General features: G+C 51.0%; 19 protein-coding genes. 2 read left to right on the plus strand and 17 right to left on the minus strand.

Annotation, left to right across the window (positions count from 1 at the left end; all coding sequences use genetic code 11):
- Positions 1–63: 63 nt before the first annotated feature.
- A complete protein-coding gene (gene yieH, locus OGY13_RS23925) occupies positions 64–729 on the plus strand; it encodes a 6-phosphogluconate phosphatase (RefSeq protein ID WP_003827040.1) in 666 nt (221 codons plus the stop codon).
- A 121-nt stretch (positions 730–850) separates the two neighbouring features.
- Here yieH and phoU read toward each other — a convergent pair whose 3' ends face one another.
- From phoU to glmU, 7 genes are all read right to left on the minus strand, one after another.
- Positions 851–1,576 carry a phosphate signaling complex protein PhoU gene (phoU, locus tag OGY13_RS23930; protein ID WP_003023824.1) on the minus strand — a complete coding sequence of 242 codons (726 nt, stop codon included), beginning with the start codon at positions 1,574–1,576 and terminating at the stop codon, positions 851–853.
- Between the two features lie 14 nt (positions 1,577–1,590).
- Positions 1,591–2,364: a phosphate ABC transporter ATP-binding protein PstB gene (gene pstB, locus OGY13_RS23935; RefSeq protein ID WP_003023821.1), complete on the minus strand. Its 774-nt coding sequence runs from the start codon at positions 2,362–2,364 to the stop codon at positions 1,591–1,593.
- Positions 2,365–2,410: 46 nt separating this feature from the next.
- Positions 2,411–3,301 carry a phosphate ABC transporter permease PstA gene (gene pstA, locus OGY13_RS23940; protein ID WP_003827037.1) on the minus strand — a complete coding sequence of 297 codons (891 nt, stop codon included), beginning with the start codon at positions 3,299–3,301 and terminating at the stop codon, positions 2,411–2,413.
- Positions 3,301–4,260, minus strand: a complete 960-nt coding sequence (gene pstC / locus OGY13_RS23945) for a phosphate ABC transporter permease PstC (RefSeq protein WP_008786549.1) — start codon at positions 4,258–4,260, stop codon at positions 3,301–3,303. The genes pstA and pstC overlap by 1 nt, the downstream gene beginning before the upstream one ends.
- A gap of 143 nt (positions 4,261–4,403) precedes the next feature.
- Positions 4,404–5,444: a phosphate ABC transporter substrate-binding protein PstS gene (pstS, locus tag OGY13_RS23950; RefSeq protein WP_003827033.1), complete on the minus strand. Its 1,041-nt coding sequence runs from the start codon at positions 5,442–5,444 to the stop codon at positions 4,404–4,406.
- Positions 5,445–5,778: 334 nt separating this feature from the next.
- Complete coding sequence (glmS, locus tag OGY13_RS23955; RefSeq protein ID WP_003827031.1) at positions 5,779–7,608, minus strand: glutamine--fructose-6-phosphate transaminase (isomerizing); 1,830 nt, start codon at positions 7,606–7,608, stop codon at positions 5,779–5,781.
- Positions 7,609–7,975: 367 nt separating this feature from the next.
- Positions 7,976–9,346: a bifunctional UDP-N-acetylglucosamine diphosphorylase/glucosamine-1-phosphate N-acetyltransferase GlmU gene (gene glmU / locus OGY13_RS23960; protein ID WP_213752175.1), complete on the minus strand. Its 1,371-nt coding sequence runs from the start codon at positions 9,344–9,346 to the stop codon at positions 7,976–7,978.
- A gap of 354 nt (positions 9,347–9,700) precedes the next feature.
- On the opposite strand from glmU, the gene OGY13_RS23965 reads away from it, so the two are divergent.
- Complete coding sequence (locus tag OGY13_RS23965; RefSeq protein WP_213752176.1) at positions 9,701–9,838, plus strand: hypothetical protein; 138 nt, start codon at positions 9,701–9,703, stop codon at positions 9,836–9,838.
- A gap of 183 nt (positions 9,839–10,021) precedes the next feature.
- Here the strand turns inward: OGY13_RS23965 and OGY13_RS23970 are convergent, their stop codons facing one another.
- From OGY13_RS23970 to rsmG, 10 genes are all read right to left on the minus strand, one after another.
- A complete protein-coding gene (locus OGY13_RS23970; protein WP_003023809.1) occupies positions 10,022–10,441 on the minus strand; it encodes a F0F1 ATP synthase subunit epsilon in 420 nt (139 codons plus the stop codon).
- Positions 10,442–10,461: 20 nt separating this feature from the next.
- Positions 10,462–11,844: a F0F1 ATP synthase subunit beta gene (gene atpD, locus OGY13_RS23975; RefSeq protein WP_003023806.1), complete on the minus strand. Its 1,383-nt coding sequence runs from the start codon at positions 11,842–11,844 to the stop codon at positions 10,462–10,464.
- A 26-nt stretch (positions 11,845–11,870) separates the two neighbouring features.
- Positions 11,871–12,734 (minus strand): F0F1 ATP synthase subunit gamma, encoded by an 864-nt coding sequence (gene atpG / locus OGY13_RS23980; RefSeq protein ID WP_006687765.1) that lies wholly within the window; start codon positions 12,732–12,734, stop codon positions 11,871–11,873.
- Between the two features lie 50 nt (positions 12,735–12,784).
- Complete coding sequence (gene atpA / locus OGY13_RS23985) at positions 12,785–14,326, minus strand: F0F1 ATP synthase subunit alpha (RefSeq protein WP_003827026.1); 1,542 nt, start codon at positions 14,324–14,326, stop codon at positions 12,785–12,787.
- Positions 14,327–14,338: 12 nt separating this feature from the next.
- On the minus strand, positions 14,339–14,872 hold the full coding sequence (atpH, locus tag OGY13_RS23990; protein WP_003827024.1) for a F0F1 ATP synthase subunit delta: 534 nt from the start codon (positions 14,870–14,872) through the stop codon (positions 14,339–14,341).
- A 14-nt stretch (positions 14,873–14,886) separates the two neighbouring features.
- Entirely contained in the window at positions 14,887–15,357 is a 471-nt protein-coding gene (gene atpF, locus OGY13_RS23995; RefSeq protein ID WP_003827022.1) for a F0F1 ATP synthase subunit B, read from the minus strand.
- A gap of 59 nt (positions 15,358–15,416) precedes the next feature.
- Entirely contained in the window at positions 15,417–15,656 is a 240-nt protein-coding gene (gene atpE / locus OGY13_RS24000; protein ID WP_003023794.1) for a F0F1 ATP synthase subunit C, read from the minus strand.
- Between the two features lie 46 nt (positions 15,657–15,702).
- Positions 15,703–16,518: a F0F1 ATP synthase subunit A gene (gene atpB, locus OGY13_RS24005; RefSeq protein WP_003023792.1), complete on the minus strand. Its 816-nt coding sequence runs from the start codon at positions 16,516–16,518 to the stop codon at positions 15,703–15,705.
- Positions 16,519–16,525: 7 nt separating this feature from the next.
- Positions 16,526–16,906, minus strand: coding sequence for a F0F1 ATP synthase subunit I (atpI, locus tag OGY13_RS24010; RefSeq protein ID WP_003827019.1), 381 nt, complete (start codon positions 16,904–16,906; stop codon positions 16,526–16,528).
- Positions 16,907–17,520: 614 nt separating this feature from the next.
- Positions 17,521–18,144 (minus strand): 16S rRNA (guanine(527)-N(7))-methyltransferase RsmG, encoded by a 624-nt coding sequence (rsmG, locus tag OGY13_RS24015; RefSeq protein ID WP_003827017.1) that lies wholly within the window; start codon positions 18,142–18,144, stop codon positions 17,521–17,523.
- Positions 18,145–18,180: the final 36 nt, after the last annotated feature.

The raw sequence follows: 18,180 nt of genomic DNA on the forward strand, positions 1-18,180 counted from the left end.
GCAACGATTGCGTCGCCCAATAATGCATTACGAAAACGTTAAACTTGTTAAAACGGAAATGACATGTCCCAGATAGAAGCCGTATTTTTTGACTGTGACGGTACCCTTGTCGACAGTGAAGTGATTTGTTCTCGCGCGTATGTCAGCATGTTCCAGGCGTTTGGCATTACGCTCGATCTTGAAGAAATTTTCAAACGCTTCAAGGGGGTAAAGCTGTACGAGATCATCGACATTATCAACGAAGAGCACGGTGTCGAACTGGCAAAAGCCGATTTAGAACCGGTTTACCGCGCTGAGGTCGCACGTCTGTTCGATACGGAACTGGAGGTGATTGCCGGTGCCAATGCGCTACTGGACAGCATGGCCGTACCAATGTGTGTGGTCTCTAACGGTCCAGTCAGCAAAATGCAGCATTCGCTGGGTAAGCTGGGCATGTTGCACCATTTCCCTGATTTACTGTTCAGCGGCTACGATATTCAGCGTTGGAAGCCCGATCCGGCCCTGATGTTCCATGCGGCGAAAGCGATGGACGTTAACGTTGAGAACTGCATTCTGGTTGATGATTCCAGCGCAGGTGCGCAGGCGGGGATTGCCGCCGGGATGGAAGTGTTCTACTTCTGCGCCGATCCGCATAACAAACCGATCGATCATCCAAAAGTGACGACGTTTACCGATCTGGCACAGTTGCCGGAATTGTGGAAAGCGCGGGGTTGGAATATCGTCGAATAAACAGTAGGCCCGATAAGCAAAGCGCCATCAGGCGAATGGCGCAGAATGCCGGATGCGGCGTAACACCTTATCCGGCCAACAATAGCGACGCCGGGGGATCCCGGCGAACGCAACAAGCTGCTTATTCCTTCGGATCTTTGCCCGCCAGCAGCTTATCCAGCTCATCCCCGCCCACGTGACGGAAGTCTTGTCCCTTCACGAAGTAGAAGATGTATTCGCAGATATTCTGGCAGCGGTCACCGATACGTTCGATGGAACGTGCGCAGAACAGCGCGGTCAGCACGCTTGGAATGGTACGTGGGTCTTCCATCATATAAGTCATCAGCTGACGCACGATGCCTTCATATTCCTGGTCAACTTTCTTATCTTCGCGATAAATACGCACTGCTTCGTCCAGATCCATACGCGCAAACGCATCCAGCACGTCATGCAGCATTTGTACGGTGTGGCGGCCCAGTGATTCCAGGCTTACCAGCAGAGGCTGGTGCTGTTGCGAGAACTTCTCCAGCGCGGTACGGCAAATTTTGTCCGCCACGTCGCCAATACGTTCCAGCTCAGCGATGGTTTTGATAATCGCCATCACCAGACGCAGGTCGCTCGCTGTCGGTTGACGCTTGGCGATGATACGCACGCAGGCTTCGTCGATCGCCACTTCCATCATGTTGACGTTCTTATCGCCTTCAATGACGCGTTTTGCCAGCTCGCTGTCCTGGTTGTGCATCGCCGTGATTGCATCAGAAAGCTGCTGCTCGACCATGCCGCCCATGGTCATCACCTGGGTACGGATGCTTTCCAGCTCTGCATTGAACTGGCCGGAAATATGTTTATTAAGGTTAAGGTTATCCACAACAAGCTCCTGAATCAGCCGTAACGACCGGTGATGTAATCTTCAGTTTGTTTCTTCGCGGGCTTGGTGAACAGATCGTCCGTGTTGCTGAACTCAATCAACTCGCCCAGGTACATAAATGCCGTGTGATCGGAACAACGCGCAGCCTGCTGCATGTTGTGGGTAACGATAACGACGGTGTAATCCTCTTTCAGCTCAGTGATCAGCTCTTCGATACGCCCGGTAGAAATAGGGTCGAGCGCTGAACATGGCTCATCAAGCAGAAGCACTTCCGGGCGAATGGCGATACCACGCGCAATACACAGACGCTGCTGCTGACCACCCGAGAGAGAGTACCCGCTCTGGTGTAATTTATCTTTGGTTTCGTTCCACAATGCGGCCTTGGTCAATGCCCACTGCACACGCTCGTCCATATCCGCACGCGAGAGTTTCTCAAACAGACGTACGCCAAAAGCAATGTTGTCGTAGATGGACATCGGGAACGGCGTCGGCTTCTGGAATACCATGCCCACTTTGGCACGCAGCAGAGCGATATCCTGGGTATTGGTGAGAATATTGTCGCCATCCAGCAGGATTTCACCTTCCGCACGCTGCTCCGGGTACAGTTCAAACATTTTGTTGAACGTACGCAGCAGCGTTGATTTACCACAGCCTGACGGCCCGATAAACGCCGTTACCTGGTTTTTAGCAATATCCAGGTTGATGTTCTTCAGGGCATGGAATTTGCCATAGTAGAAGTTCAAATCACGAACCTGAATCTTACCTGGGGCAGTATCAACCATACTCATTTCAATCTCTTCCTCATCCGGCGCCGCATCAGCCACGCCGTAAAAATTAACCGTGTTTCTTCTTCGCGAAAATGACGCGCGCCAGAATGTTCAGCAGCAGTACGCACAAGGTAATAATCAGTACCCCGGCCCAGGCCAGTTGCTGCCACTCAGCAAACGGGCTCATCGCAAACTTAAAGATAGTGACCGGCAGGTTGGCGATAGGCTGCATCATGTCGGTGCTCCAGAACTGATTGGAGAGCGACGTAAACAGCAGCGGAGCCGTTTCACCTGCGATACGAGCAATCGCTAACAGAACGCCTGTAATGATCCCCGAGACAGACGCCTTCAGGGTGATCGCAGAAATCATCTTCCATTTCGGCGTACCCAGTGCATAGGCGGCTTCACGCAGGCTATCCGGCACCAGCTTGAGCATGTTCTCCGTGGTACGAATAACAATGGGCACCTGCAGCAGCGCCAGCGCGATAACGCCCGCCCAGCCAGAGAAGTGTTCCATTTTTGCTACCACAATGGTGTAAACGAACAGACCGACCACGATTGATGGCGCAGACAGCAGAATGTCATTGATAAAGCGGATAACCTCAGCCAGCCAGGACTTACGTCCGTACTCTGCCAGGTAGATACCCGCCATAATGCCAAGCGGTGTACCAAACACGGTCGCCCACAGAATTAACAGTCCGCTACCGGCCAGGGCGTTCGCCAGACCACCACCCGCTGTATTCGGCGGAGGCGTCATTTCGGTGAACAGCGCCAGCGACATACCGTCAATACCACGGGTGATCGTGGACATCAGGATCCAAATGAGCCAGAACAGTCCGAACGCCATGGTCGCCATAGAGAGCGTCAGCGCGATGCGGTTCTTCAGACGGCGACGTGCCTGCATTTTACGGCGGGACTCCGCCAGCGCAGTGGTGTTTTGCATTTCAAGCGTAGCCATTAGCGTGCCCCCTCGTTCTTCGCAAGGCGCATGATCATGAACTTAGACGCCGCCAGTACGATGAAGGTGATCACAAACAGAATCAGACCCAGTTCCATCAACGCAGCAACGTGCAGCCCCGATTCCGCTTCGGCAAATTCATTCGCCAGCGCAGAGGTAATACTGTTGCCCGGCATGTACAGCGAGGCGCTATCGAGCTGGTAGGTGTTACCAATGATAAAGGTGACCGCCATGGTTTCACCCAGCGCGCGGCCCAAACCCAGCATCACACCGCCGATCACACCATTTTTGGTGAACGGCAGGACGATACGCCAGATAACTTCCCAGGTGGTACAGCCGATGCCGTAGGCTGACTCTTTCATAAGCACCGGCGTTTGTTCGAACACATCACGCATAACCGCAGCAATGTACGGAATGATCATGATAGCGAGGATCACACCAGCCGCCAGAATACCGATACCAAACGCCGGGCCAGCGAACAGTGCGCCAACAAACGGAATGTTGGAAAGGATGTTTCCGACCGGCTCCTGGAAGTACGTCGCAAACAGCGGGGCAAAGATAAACAGGCCCCACATGCCGTATACGATACTCGGAATTGCTGCCAGCAGTTCAATAGCGATACCCAGCGGACGACGCAGCCAACCGGGTGCAAGTTCAGTCAGGAACAGCGCAATGCCGAAACTCACCGGAACGGCAATCAGCAATGCAATAAACGAGGTGACCAGCGTACCGTAAATCGGTACCAGCGCGCCGTAGATATCGTTCGGCGCATCCCAGTCTTTGGTCCACAAAAAGGAGAAACCAAATTTCTGTATGCTTGGCCAGGAGGAGATAACCAGAGAGACAATAATGCCACCCAACATCAATAGCACAATCAGCGCAGCCAGTTTTACCAGCGCGCTGAATATCATGTCACCCTTTTTACCCGGTGGGTTAAAAGCAGGCTTGGTTGCAGCCATAAATCACTCTTTAAGTTAAACGCGTTTACGAAATTGCCCTGCCGGATGGCGCTACGCTTATCCAGCCTACAAATTGGGCCTACAGTCGGAACTGTAGGGCGGATAAGCGTAGCGCCATCCGCCAACTCGTTAAAGATATTCTATTAGTACAGCGCTTTACCGCTGCTGTCTTTCACGTTGGTCTTCCATGCAGCACGAATCTGCTCAACCACGCTGTCCGGCAGGCTGGCGTAATCCAGGTCATTAGCCTGTTTGCCACCATTTTTATATGCCCAATCGAAGAATTTCAGCACTTCAACGCCCTGCTCAGGCTTCTTCTGCTCTTTATGGACCAGGATGAAGGTGGTGGAAGTGATTGGCCACGCATCGTCACCTTTCTGGTTCGTCAGATCCTGAGCAAAGGTTTTGCTCCAGTCAGCGCCTTTAGCGGCGTTGGCAAAGTTTTCTTCGGTCGGGCTTACCGGTTTACCATCAGCAGAGACCAGCTTGGTGTACGCCAGGTTGTTCTGCTTAGCGTAAGCGTACTCAACGTAACCGATAGAACCCGGCAGACGCTGTACGAACGCGGCGATACCGTCGTTACCTTTACCGCCCAGACCGGTCGGCCAGTTAACGGTAGAGCCGGAACCAATTTTAGATTTCCACTCTTCGTTCACTTTCGCCAGGTAGCTAGTGAAGACGAAGGAAGTACCAGAACCATCAGCGCGACGCACAACGGCGATATTTTGCGAAGGCAGCTTCAGACCTGGGTTCAGTTTGGTGATGGCTTCGTCATCCCACTTCTTAATTTTACCGAGGTAGATGTCGCCCAGCGTTTTACCGTCAAGCACCAGCTCGCCGGATTTCAGTCCAGGGATATTCACCGCCAGCACCACACCGCCGATAACGGTCGGGAACTGGAACAGGCCTTCTTGTGCCAGTTTCTCGTCAGACAGCGGTGCATCAGAAGCGCCGAAATCAACGGTATTGGCCGTAATTTGTTTTACACCACCGGAGGAGCCGATACCCTGGTAGTTTACTTTGCTACCGGTCTCTTTCTGATAGGTATCTGCCCATTTGGCATACACTGGCGCAGGGAAGGTTGCACCTGCACCTGTCAGGCTCGCTGCTGCAAACGCAGAGAACGCGCTCATGGATAAGGTCGCGGCGACAACAGTTGCGACAGTGGTACGCATAACTTTCATAATGTCTCCTGCACGGTTTTCGTAAATCGTTGTTTGAGTTGCTACTGTGAGCAAAATAGGACAAACAGGTGACAGTTAAATGTACGAAATATGACATTTTTATGACAATGAAAAACACGGGAAGTTATTTGTCTAAAAATACATTTAAAACAAAACGTTAACCATTACCATGACAATAACATTTCGCTAAAATTTTCTTTTTATGACACTGCAAACAGTAGCTGAAGATGACGGTTTGTCACATAAAACAGGCGGGATAATTGATTAAAAACAGAACAAGTTTAAAAAAATGCCCCGCTCATAGCAGGGCATTTTCAGTTCAGTTAGGTACGGATTACTCTACGGTAACCGACTTCGCCAGGTTACGCGGCTGATCCACGTCGGTGCCTTTAATCAGCGCCACATGATACGCCAGCAGCTGCAGCGGAACGGTATAGAAGATCGGTGCAATCACCTCTTCCACATGCGGCATCTCAATGATGTGCATATTTTCGCTGCTGGTAAAGCCAGCATCCTGGTCAGCAAAGACGTACAGTTGACCACCACGGGCGCGAACTTCTTCAATGTTGGACTTCAGTTTTTCCAGCAGTTCGTTGTTCGGCGCAACCACGATAACCGGCATATCGGCATCAATCAGCGCCAGCGGACCGTGTTTCAGTTCGCCTGCGGCATATGCTTCAGCGTGAATATACGAGATCTCTTTCAGCTTCAGCGCGCCTTCCAGCGCAATCGGGTACTGATCGCCACGGCCCAGGAACAGCGCATGGTGTTTATCAGAGAAACCTTCAGCCAGAGCGGCAATGCGTTTGTCCTGAGACAGCATCTGCTCAATACGGCTCGGCAGCGCCTGCAGACCGTGAACGATTTCCTGCTCAATAGCCACATCCAGGCCTTTCAGACGAGACAGTTTCGCCACCAGCATCAGCAGAACGGTCAGCTGAGTGGTAAATGCTTTCGTGGAGGCCACGCCGATTTCGGTACCGGCATTGGTCATCATCGCCAGGTCGGATTCGCGCACCAGAGAAGAGCCCGGTACGTTACAAATAGCCAGCGAACCCAGATAGCCCAACTCTTTGGATAAGCGCAGACCCGCCAGGGTATCTGCCGTTTCACCAGACTGGGAAAGAGTGATCATCAGGCTGTTACGACGCACGGCGGATTTGCGATAGCGGAATTCGGAAGCAATTTCGACATCACAAGGAATGCCAGCCAACGATTCAAACCAGTAGCGGGACACCATACCGGAGTTGTACGACGTACCGCAGGCGATAATCTGGATATGCTCAACCTGAGACAGCAGCTCGTTGGCATGCGAACCCAGCTCGCTTAAATCCACTTCACCGTGGCTGATACGGCCGGTCAGCGTGTTTTTAATTGCGTTCGGCTGTTCGTAGATCTCTTTCTGCATGTAGTGGCGATAAATACCTTTTTCGCCCGCATCGTATTGCAGATTAGATTCGATATCCTGACGTTTAACTTCCGCGCCAGACTTGTCGAAAATAGAGACCGAACGACGGGTTACTTCCGCGATATCGCCCTCTTCCAGGAAGATGAAGCGACGGGTTACCGGCAGCAGTGCCAGCTGATCGGAAGCGATAAAGTTCTCACCCATACCCAGACCAATCACCAGCGGGCTGCCAGAACGGGCCGCCAGCAGGGTTTCCGGGTTACGGGTATCCATGATCACCGTGCCGTAGGCACCGCGCAGCTGCGGAATAGTACGCAGCACGGCTTCACGTAACGTACCACCCTGTTCCAGCTCCCAGTGCACCAGGTGAGCAATCACTTCGGTGTCGGTTTCAGAAACAAAGGTGTAGCCACGCGTTTTCAACAGCTCACGCAGTGGTTCATGGTTTTCAATGATGCCGTTATGCACCACAACAATGTGTTCAGAAACATGGGGATGCGCGTTCGCTTCTGAAGGTTCACCGTGTGTCGCCCAGCGGGTGTGAGCAATACCAGTACCACCATGCAGCGGATGTTCTTCCGCAGCAGCAGTCAGCATCTGCACTTTACCCAGACGACGCAGACGGGTCATGTTGCCTTCAGCATCGACAACGGCCAGACCAGCAGAGTCATAACCACGATATTCCAGACGACGTAAACCTTCGAGAAGGATTTCAGCTACATCACGCTGCGCGATAGCGCCAACAATTCCACACATATTTTTTGATTCCGAATTTAGGCATTAGCCTGTCGTTGTCGGTCAACCTGTATTTATCCTTCATCTTTCACGCTGTGGCTGTGTTGGCTGCACGCTTTCGCCATGGTCACTTACTGATTGTAAGCTCCCATGGTCTCACGCGCTTGCCGCCTTACCACAACGCGAAATCTTTGGATAAAACCCGTATTTACGGGCGCCCCGAGCCTTGTAGAGAGTGGGGTTATTTTTATAGGTACTGCTTGTTGAGCGGAGGATTATATTATCCCCTCATCTCTTGTCTGCCTGAGGGCGCTCACGCTTATCAGGCCTACAGAACGTCACCGCACGTAGGCCGGATAAGGCAAAGCCGCCATCCGGCAAAAATAAATTACTTCTTCTTCACCGGACGCTGCCAGCCCTGTTTATGGACCTGAGGTACACGGCTTAATACCAATTCGTTATCAGCGACATTACGCGTTACGGTGGTTCCTGCTGCAATCGTCGCACCTTTACCCACGGTGACAGGTGCCACCAGCTGAGTATCAGAACCCACAAACACATCATCACCAATAATGGTTTTAAACTTATTGGCACCATCGTAGTTACAGGTGATCGTACCCGCGCCGATATTCACGTTATCGCCAATTTCCGCATCGCCCAGATAGGTCAAATGACCAGCTTTAGAGCCTTTACCCAGACGCGCTTTTTTCATTTCGACGAAGTTACCCACGTGTGCGCCTTCCTGCAGCTCTGCACCCGGGCGCAGACGCGCGAATGGACCGATGGTGCAAGCGGCATCCAGATGGGCATCTTCCACCACACTGTACGGGCTAAGCTCACAACCCTCACCAATCACGCTGTTTTTGATGATGCAGCCAGCACCAATCTTGACGCGATCTCCAACGGTTACGTTACCTTCAATGATAACGTTAGTATCAATTTCAACATCGCGCCCGTGAATCAGCGTACCGCGAAGATCAAAACGTGCAGGATCGCGCAGCATCACGCCCGCCAGCAGCAGTTTTTCTGCCTGCTCGGACTGATACACACGTTCCAGACGGGATAACTGAAGGCGGTTATTTACCCCTTCCGTTTCACTGATTCGTGCCGGATGTACCGCAGCAATTTCACGTCCTTCCTGATACGCCATCGCGATGATATCGGTGATGTAGTATTCACCCTGCACGTTGTTGTTGGTCAGTTTAGACAGCCAACGCTTCATGTCAGCGCCGTTGGCAATCAGAATGCCAGTGTTGATTTCCTGGATTTGACGCTGCTCGTCGGTTGCATCTTTATGCTCAACAATGCCAGTAACTTTGCCGTTATCACGGGTAATACGCCCATAGCCGGATGGGTCGTCCAGTTTTACCGTTAACAAACCGATACCACCCTGCGGTTTGGCTTCACGCAGGCGACGTAAGGTATCGGTAGAGATCAGCGGCACATCTCCATAGAGCATTAAAATGTCTTCGTCATCACTAAAGAATGGCGCCGCCTGCTGCATTGCATGGCCGGTACCCAACTGCTCAGCCTGCAGAACCCAATTCAGATTGCCATCTTTCAGCGTTTGCTTAAGCAGATCGCCACCGTGTCCGTAGACAAGGTGCACATGAGTCGCACCTAATTCATTAGCTGCATCAATGACATGCTGAACCATCGGCTTTCCTGCGAGGGTGTGCAGCACTTTAGGAAGATCGGAATACATACGCGTGCCTTTGCCTGCGGCAAGGATCACAACGCTCATAGCATTATTCAACATACACGTCCTGACTGTAATTTGAGAACGAATTTATACCGTTTCACATTGAAAATACTACATTTTTTTCAGCGTGAAATGGACCGAAGATAAAACGTTCAACAGGGGGGATTCCCCATCTGATAACTCACTATTTTCGTCTATATCTGCGTCTTTTGTCTCCCAAAAACCAGGAGTCTGCTCTTATTAAAGCCTTAGGTTAATGTTTTTGCTATTTTTTTACCGCATGAATAAAGCATTACATCAGCATAGTACGATTTTATTTATGTGATTCAGTGAGAAGCAGAAAAACGGGTTGGGAAAATTGAGGGGAGGAATGATAGAGAACAAATGATACAGCGAAGGAGGGGGGATTTAATGACGATGACGCTAGCTGATAAACCGCATAAAGCTTCGCGCCACAGAGCTGGCGGGGAAAGACTAAAAACTCATATTGCTGAACAGGGCGATGATTTTGTTGATCAATTTCATGTTGGTATCTCTTTTTTTATCTGAGTTCATTATGTGACATACATCACATAAAAAAGAGTCTACGCCTCATTTTTTAACCAATCAATATTTTTATGATCTAAATCACGAAATAATAAAACTGCTATTTATTTACATATTTCCTGTAACCAAGCCATAAAAAAAGCCAGCCTGGAAACCAGACTGGCCTTTGTGCTTTTCAAGCCGGTGTTACATCGCTTTTTTGGTCAACTCGATAACGCGCAGTTTCGCGATCGCTTTGGCCAGTTCCGCAGATGCCTGAGCGTAATCCACGTCACCATGAGAGCTCTTGATATGCTCTTCAGCCTTACGCTTCGCTTCCAGGGCTCTCGCTTCATCGAGATCCTGTCCGCGAATCGCGGTATCAGCCAGTACGGTCACACTGCCAGGCTGCACTTCAAGAATGCCGCCGGACAGATAGATAAACTCTTCATGACCGAACTGTTTAACGATGCGGATCATACCAGGCTTAATGGCGGTGAGCAGCGGGGCGTGACCCGGGAAAATACCCAGTTCACCTTCACTACCCGTTACCTGGATTTTCTCGACCAGACCAGAGAACATTTGTTGCTCTGCGCTGACGACGTCCAGGTGGTAAGTCATTGCCATATCACCCTCCGATTAAGGCGTTAAAGTTTTTTGGCTTTTTCCACGGCTTCGTCGATAGAACCAACCATGTAGAACGCCTGCTCTGGCAGGTGGTCGTATTCGCCTTCCATGATGCCTTTAAAGCCACGGATGGTGTCTTTCAGGGAAACGTATTTACCCGGAGAACCGGTGAATACTTCCGCAACGAAGAACGGCTGGGACAGGAAGCGCTGGATCTTACGCGCACGTGCTACCACCAGTTTATCTTCTTCAGACAGTTCATCCATACCCAGGATGGCGATGATGTCTTTCAGTTCCTGATAACGCTGCAGCAGGGACTGTACGCCACGCGCGGTGTCGTAGTGTTCCTGACCAACAACCAGCGGATCCAACTGACGGCTGGTGGAGTCCAGCGGGTCAACTGCCGGGTAGATACCCAGAGAAGCGATCTGACGGCTCAGTACCACGGTTGCATCCAGGTGAGCAAAGGTGGTTGCTGGGGATGGGTCAGTCAAGTCATCCGCAGGTACGTATACCGCCTGAACGGAGGTGATAGAACCGGTTTTGGTAGAGGTGATACGTTCCTGAAGAACACCCATCTCTTCCGCCAGGGTCGGCTGGTAGCCTACCGCTGATGGCATACGACCCAGCAGTGCAGATACTTCTGTACCGGCCAGGGTGTAACGGTAGATGTTATCAACGAACAGCAGAACGTCACGACCTTCGTCACGGAACTTCTCAGCCATGGTCAGACCGGTCAGTGCAACGCGCAGACGGTTTCCCGGCGGCTCGTTCATCTGGCCATATACCAGGGACACTTTGTCCAGTACGTTGGAGTCGGTCATTTCGTGGTAGAAGTCGTTACCCTCTCGAGTACGTTCACCTACGCCCGCAAACACGGAGTAACCGGAGTGTTCGATCGCGATGTTACGGATCAGCTCCATCATGTTTACGGTTTTACCTACACCCGCACCACCGAACAGACCGACTTTACCGCCCTTAGCGAACGGACACATCAGGTCGATAACTTTGATGCCGGTTTCCAGCAGTTCCTGAGAGCTGGACAGCTCTTCGTAGGAAGGTGCTGCGCGGTGGATAGCCCAACGCTCTTCTTCACCGATATCGCCTTTCATGTCGATCGGGTGACCCAGGACGTTCATGATACGACCCAGGGTTGCTTTACCTACCGGGACTTCGATCGGGTGTTCGAGGTCTTTAACTTCCAGACCACGACGCAGACCGTCGGAAGAACCCATGGCGATGGTACGTACGATACCGCCGCCGAGCTGCTGCTGAACTTCCAGCACCAGGCTCTCTTTACCATTCATAACCTCAAGAGCATCGTACACGCGCGGTACGGCATCCTGAGGGAATTCGACGTCAACCACGGCGCCGATTACCTGGACAATTTTTCCAGTAGCCATCTTGAATCCTCTACGAATTAACCTGGTTATACCGCGGATGCACCACCGACGATTTCGGTGAGTTCCTGAGTAATGCTGGCCTGACGAGCTTTGTTGTATACCAACTGCAGCTCTTTAATCAGGCTGCCGCCATTGTCGGTCGCGGCTTTCATCGCCACCATACGTGCGGCCTGCTCGCTGGCCAGGTTTTCTACCACGCCCTGATAAACCTGAGACTCGACATAACGACGCAGCAAGGTATCCAGCAGCGCTTTCGGGTCTGGCTCATACAGGTAATCCCAAGATTTACGCTTCAATTCATCATCATCTGATGCCGGCAGAGGCAGCAGTTGAGTGATGGTTGGCGTCTGAGACATGGTGTTAATAAATTTGTTGCTGACAACGTACAGTTTGTCCAGACGACCTTCATCGTAGGCCTGCAGCATCACTTTAACCGGACCGATCAGTTCGGACAGGGAAGGGTTATCCCCCATGCCGGTTACCTGAGCGATCACGTTTCCGCCAACGGAGTTAAAGAAAGACACGCCCTTAGAGCCAATCATTGCGATATCGCACTGAACGCCTTTATCGGACCATGTTTTCATATCCGCCAGCAGCTTTTTGAACAGGTTAATGTTCAAGCCACCGCACAGACCACGGTCGGTCGACACCACCAGGTAGCCCACGCGTTTAACGTCGCGTTCTTCCAGGTAAGGGTGCTTATATTCCAGATTACCATTCGCAAGGTGACCAATCACTTTGCGCATGGTCTCTGCATAAGGACGGCTGGCCGCCATGCGATCCTGCGATTTACGCATTTTGGAAGCGGCGACCATCTCCATCGCTTTAGTGATCTTCTGCGTGTTCTGGACGCTTGCGATCTTACTACGTATCTCTTTTGCGCCGGCCATGAGCTTCTCCTCAATGCCTTGCGGTCCGCCCTAAAGCAGACCGCCAGACGTTACCAGGACTGGGTTGCCTTGAAGGAATCGAGGATAGCTTTCAGCTTGCCTTCGATTTCATCGTTATAGCCACCGGACTGGTTGATCTCTTGCATCAGCGGAGCGTGGTCACGGTCAACGTAAGCCAGCAGAGCGGCTTCGAAGCTACCGATTTTCGCCAGTTCCACATCTTCGAGGTAACCGCGTTCAGCCGCAAACAGCACCACACCCTGCTGTGCAACAGACATTGGCGCATACTGTTTTTGCTTCAGCAGTTCAGTTACTTTCTGACCATGGCTCAGCTGCTTACGAGTAGCTTCATCCAGGTCGGAAGCGAACTGAGAAAACGCTGCCAGTTCACGATACTGTGCCAGAGCGGTACGAATGCCACCGGACAGTTTCTTGATGATCTTGGTCTGCGCTGCACCACCAACACGAGATACGGAGATACCCGGGTTAACTGCCGGACGAATACCGGAGTTAAACAGGTTGGTTTCCAGGAAGATCTGACCATCGGTAATGGAAATTACGTTGGTCGGAACGAACGCAGAAACGTCACCCGCCTGGGTTTCGATAATCGGCAGAGCGGTCAGGGAGCCGGTTTTACCTTTAACTTCACCATTGGTGAACTTCTCAACGTATTCCGCGTTTACGCGGGATGCGCGTTCCAGCAGACGGGAGTGGAGGTAAAATACGTCGCCTGGGAATGCTTCACGTCCTGGCGGACGACGCAGCAGCAGGGAAACCTGACGGTAAGCAACAGCCTGTTTAGACAGGTCATCGTAAACGATCAGTGCATCTTCACCGCGGTCACGGAAGTATTCGCCCATTGCGCAACCGGCATATGGTGCCAGGTATTGCAGTGCAGCAGATTCAGACGCGGTCGCCACAACAACGATGGTGTTGGACAGTGCGCCGTGTTCTTCCAGTTTACGAACCACGTTGGAAATGGTGGACGCTTTCTGGCCGATAGCCACGTACACACATTTGATGCCGGAATCACGCTGGTTGATGATGGCATCGATTGCCATCGCAGTTTTACCTGTCTGACGGTCACCGATGATCAGCTCACGCTGGCCACGACCGATTGGGATCATGGCATCAACAGATTTATAACCGGTCTGTACTGGCTGGTCGACGGACTGACGTTCGATTACGCCTGGTGCGATAACTTCGATTGGCGAGAAGCCATCGTTATCAACCGGACCTTTACCGTCAATCGGGGAACCCAGAGTGTTCACCACACGACCCAGCAGGCCACGGCCAACCGGAACTTCCAGAATACGACCCGTACACTTAACCTTCATGCCTTCGGCGAGGTCAGCGTATGGACCCATCACAACTGCACCTACGGAGTCGCGCTCCAGGTTCAGTGCGATAGCGTAACGGTTACCCGGCAGGGAAATCATCTCACCCTGCATACAATCGGCCAGGCCGTGAATGCGGATAACACCGTCACTTACAGAAACAATAGTACCTTCGTTATGAGCTTCGCTCACAACACTGAACTGAGCAATGCGCTGCTTGATCAGTTCGCTGATTTCGGTGGAATTCAGTTGCATGCTCCAGTCCCCTTAAGACTGCAAGACGTCTGCAAGGCGCTCAAGACGGCCGCGTACGCTGCCATCAATGACCATATCACCCGCTCGGATGATTACGCCTGCCATTACAGACTTATCGATTTTGCAATTCAGCTTAACTTTGCGTGACAGACGTTTTTCCATCGCAGCACTAATCTTCGTAAGCTGTTCATCACTCAGTGCATTGGCAGAAGTGACTTCTACCTCAGAGATAGCCTCACTGGCTGCACGCAGGTGAATAAACTGCTCAAGAACATCCGGGAGCGCATTCAGACGGTTATTTTCAGCCATAACCCTAATCAGGTTTTGGCCGCTTTCGTCCAGCTGCTCACCGCACACGGCGATAAACGACTCAGCGAGCGTTTCCGGCGCCAGCGCGCCAGAGAGAAGCTCTGCCATTTGTTCGTTTTTTGTCACCTCAGCGGCGAACGTCAACATATCCTGCCAACGGTCAATGCTTTGGTGCTCAACGGCAAAGTCAAAAGCTGCTTTGGCGTAGGGGCGAGCTACCGTAATAAATTCAGACATCAGCCCCTCCCTCCTTACAGTTCAGCGACAAGTTTGTCCACGATGTCGCTATTAGCAGCTTCATCCACGGAACGTTCGATGATCTTCTCGGCGCCAGCAACAGCCAGGATAGCAACTTGCTTACGCAGCTCTTCGCGAGCACGTTTACGCTCGGCGTCAATTTCCGCCTGCGCCTGTGCCACGATTTTAGTACGTTCCTGCTCTGCTTCAGTTTTAGCTTCGTCCAGGATCTGAGCACGGCGTTTGTTCGCCTGCTCGATGATTACCTGAGCTTCCGCCTTCGCTTTTTTCAGCTGGTCGGTCGCGCTGGCCTTTGCAAGGTCAAGATCCTTATGTGCTCGTTCTGCAGAAGCAAGGCCGTCAGCAATTTCTTTTTGACGTTTTTCGATGGCAGCCATTAATGGCGGCCATACGTACTTCATGCAGAACAGAACGAACAGGACAAACGCGATGGCCTGGCCGAGGATTGTTGCGTTAAGATTCACAGCACAATGCCTCTATCTAGTTAACGTTCTGATATTGCTCTTAATTCAAGCAACGCTTACTACGCGACAGCAAACATCACGTACAGACCCAGACCTACAGCGATCATTGGGATTGCATCCACCAGACCCATAACGATAAAGAACTGAGTACGCAGCAGAGGAATCAGATCCGGTTGACGCGCAGCGCCTTCCAGGAATTTACCCCCGAGGATGCCGATACCGATCGCAGCACCGATTGCCGCCAGACCCATCATCACAGCGGCAGCAATGTACAGCAGATCCATATTCAGGTTTTCCATGACAGTCTCCAGTTTGTTTCAGTTAAAACGTAGTAGTGTTGGTAAATTAATGCTCTTCAGATGCCATCGACAGATAGACAATCGTCAGAACCATAAATATGAAGGCTTGCAGCGTGATAATCAGTATGTGGAAAATGGCCCAAGGCACATTCAGGATCCACTGTGACCACCACGGCAACAGACCAGCAATCAGAATGAAAATCAGCTCACCGGCATACATGTTGCCGAACAGTCGCAGACCAAGAGAGATTGGTTTGGACAGCAGGCTTACCCCTTCAAGGATTAAGTTGACAGGGATGAACGCCCAGTGATTGAACGGCTGCAGCGTCAACTCTTTCGCGAAGCCACCGATGCCTTTCATTTTGATGCTGTAGAACAGAATGAGGATAAATACGCCCAGCGCCATCGACAGGGTGATGTTCACGTCAGCAGACGGAACCACACGCAGAGCCGGTAGGCCAAAGATATGCTCACCGATGTACGGCAGCAGGTCGATAGGCAGCAAATCCATCAAGTTCATCAGGAATACCCAGACGAAAATCGTCAGGGCCAGCGGAGCAATCAGCTTGCTTTTGCCATGGTACATGTCTTTCACGCTACCATGCACAAAGCCGATTACCAGCTCAATCGCGGTCTGAAATTTACCTGGTACGCCGCTGGTCGCCTTTTTGGCTACGCTACGGAACATAAGCAGGAACAACAGACCCAGAACCACCGAGAAGAAAATGGAGTCAATATTGAGCGTCCAGAAGGTGGCTGGGGGGTTGTGCGGATCCACCAGCGAGAATGTACGTAGGTCCAACTGAAGGTTATTCAGATGGTGTCCTATGTAATCCTGCGGCGTCATATTTTCTGAAGCCATGATGCCTTTACCCTTTGTTGTTAATTACAGCCGGCGCCAGTATCTGAACCACCAGCACCAAAACCCACGTAACGATCAGCGGCATGAATACCGCTTTCAAAACAGCCAACGCCACCACCAACAACACCAGCATAGCTAATACCTTGAAGGCTTCGCCGAAAGCGAACGACCAGGCTACTCGGCCCTTCGCTGGTGTATGTACCTGGTGACGCCAGGCAAATATCATAAACAACACATTAGGCAGTAACACTGCCAATCCTCCACACAACGCGGAGATGCCCCAGAAAGGGTCTTTGAGGCTAAACAGCAATCCACTTGCTATTACAACCAGAAGCTGTGTGAGCAAAAGCTTACGAGCAACGTTTCGACTCAAGAGCGACATAGACATCACGTTTTTACTCCTGCTCCCTTCGAGGTATGCCGCGTGTCGTATAAAACGTTCTTTATGGCTTAGAGTCAAGCATCAAAAAGCGGACAAATTATACGGTGCGCCTTCGTGATTTCAAACAATAAGTAGCTAAAAAGTGAATAAATGTTTAAATATTTTTCGCTGCCCCACATTTATTACTTTTAGGCAAACTGTGAACGATCATGCAAAACTGCAAATGCCGCGAAAACACTGGCGTCAAAGCGTGCACCAGATCACATATTGAACATATTCACCTTCGCATAATTTATTTACGTGGCAATTGATGCCTTTTCATCTTTTTGATATTTAAGCGTAAAAATAGCCACTATTTAAAAAACAACGCCTAACAACAAAAAAACCGCTCATTGACATTTATAATAAAAAATTAACACAAACGGTGATTCTTACGTTCTATTTTTAGCAGACTGATATTTTCACAGCTGACTTGTTTCGCTTTTAACAAAAAACGGTACGTTATAGTTATGATGCAAAACCGTAAGGCACTAGTGAAATGTAACGACATTTAACCACACTATTACCTATGACTTTTAACACCTGAAAAGCCGTTTTTTCGCTATTTTTTTTGATAAAAATTAAATTTTGTTTGGCTTAATAACCACCAAATGACGTTCACCATCCAACTGCGGAACGCGTAATTTTTCGACGGACTCAACGCTGAATTCTGCTGGCAGCGAATCAATTTCATCTGCAGGCAACTGCCCTTTTAGCGCATAAAAACGCCCATTCTGGCCCGGCAAATGGTGACACCAGCTCACCATATCATTGAGTGAAGCGAAAGCACGGCTAATCACCCCATCAAACGGCGGTTCTGAAGGAAATTCTTCAACCCGACTTTGCACAGGAGTGATGTTAGTAAGCGCAAGCTCATGCTGCACCTGACGCAAGAAACGAACGCGTTTTCCCAGGCTATCGAGCAGTGTGAAATGCGCTTCTGGACGCACTATAGAAAGCGGAATTCCCGGCAGGCCCGGTCCCGTACCTACATCGATAAAACGCTCACCCTTCAGATACGGTGCAACGACAATGCTGTCCAGAATATGGCGTACCAGCATTTCGTTTGGATCCCGCACCGACGTCAGGTTGTAGGCTTTGTTCCATTTGTGCAGCATATCGACATACGCAATCAGCTGATTTTTCTGGTGATCGGTAAGAGAAATACCGGCATCAGCCAGCAGACGAGAGAGTTTGTTGAGCACGGTCGTTACCTGTTAATAATCAAATGCCCGATGCGC

Source organism: Citrobacter sp. Cpo045, assembly GCF_030332875.1.
Taxonomy (GTDB): domain Bacteria; phylum Pseudomonadota; class Gammaproteobacteria; order Enterobacterales; family Enterobacteriaceae; genus Citrobacter; species Citrobacter portucalensis.

Coding starts and splice junctions, on each gene's coding strand:
- pstC (WP_008786549.1), bottom strand. CDS start 4,260: ATGGCTGCAACCAAGCCTGCTTTTAACCCACCGGGTAAAAAGGGTGAC.
- glmS (WP_003827031.1), bottom strand. CDS start 7,608: ATGTGTGGAATTGTTGGCGCTATCGCGCAGCGTGATGTAGCTGAAATC.
- OGY13_RS23970 (WP_003023809.1), bottom strand. CDS start 10,441: ATGGCAATGACTTACCACCTGGACGTCGTCAGCGCAGAGCAACAAATG.
- glmU (WP_213752175.1), bottom strand. CDS start 9,346: ATGTTGAATAATGCTATGAGCGTTGTGATCCTTGCCGCAGGCAAAGGC.
- pstS (WP_003827033.1), bottom strand. CDS start 5,444: ATGAAAGTTATGCGTACCACTGTCGCAACTGTTGTCGCCGCGACCTTA.
- pstA (WP_003827037.1), bottom strand. CDS start 3,301: ATGGCTACGCTTGAAATGCAAAACACCACTGCGCTGGCGGAGTCCCGC.
- OGY13_RS23965 (WP_213752176.1), top strand. CDS start 9,701: ATGACGATGACGCTAGCTGATAAACCGCATAAAGCTTCGCGCCACAGA.
- pstB (WP_003023821.1), bottom strand. CDS start 2,364: ATGAGTATGGTTGATACTGCCCCAGGTAAGATTCAGGTTCGTGATTTG.
- atpD (WP_003023806.1), bottom strand. CDS start 11,844: ATGGCTACTGGAAAAATTGTCCAGGTAATCGGCGCCGTGGTTGACGTC.
- atpB (WP_003023792.1), bottom strand. CDS start 16,518: ATGGCTTCAGAAAATATGACGCCGCAGGATTACATAGGACACCATCTG.
- yieH (WP_003827040.1), top strand. CDS start 64: ATGTCCCAGATAGAAGCCGTATTTTTTGACTGTGACGGTACCCTTGTC.
- atpA (WP_003827026.1), bottom strand. CDS start 14,326: ATGCAACTGAATTCCACCGAAATCAGCGAACTGATCAAGCAGCGCATT.
- atpG (WP_006687765.1), bottom strand. CDS start 12,734: ATGGCCGGCGCAAAAGAGATACGTAGTAAGATCGCAAGCGTCCAGAAC.
- atpI (WP_003827019.1), bottom strand. CDS start 16,906: ATGTCTATGTCGCTCTTGAGTCGAAACGTTGCTCGTAAGCTTTTGCTC.
- atpH (WP_003827024.1), bottom strand. CDS start 14,872: ATGTCTGAATTTATTACGGTAGCTCGCCCCTACGCCAAAGCAGCTTTT.
- atpE (WP_003023794.1), bottom strand. CDS start 15,656: ATGGAAAACCTGAATATGGATCTGCTGTACATTGCTGCCGCTGTGATG.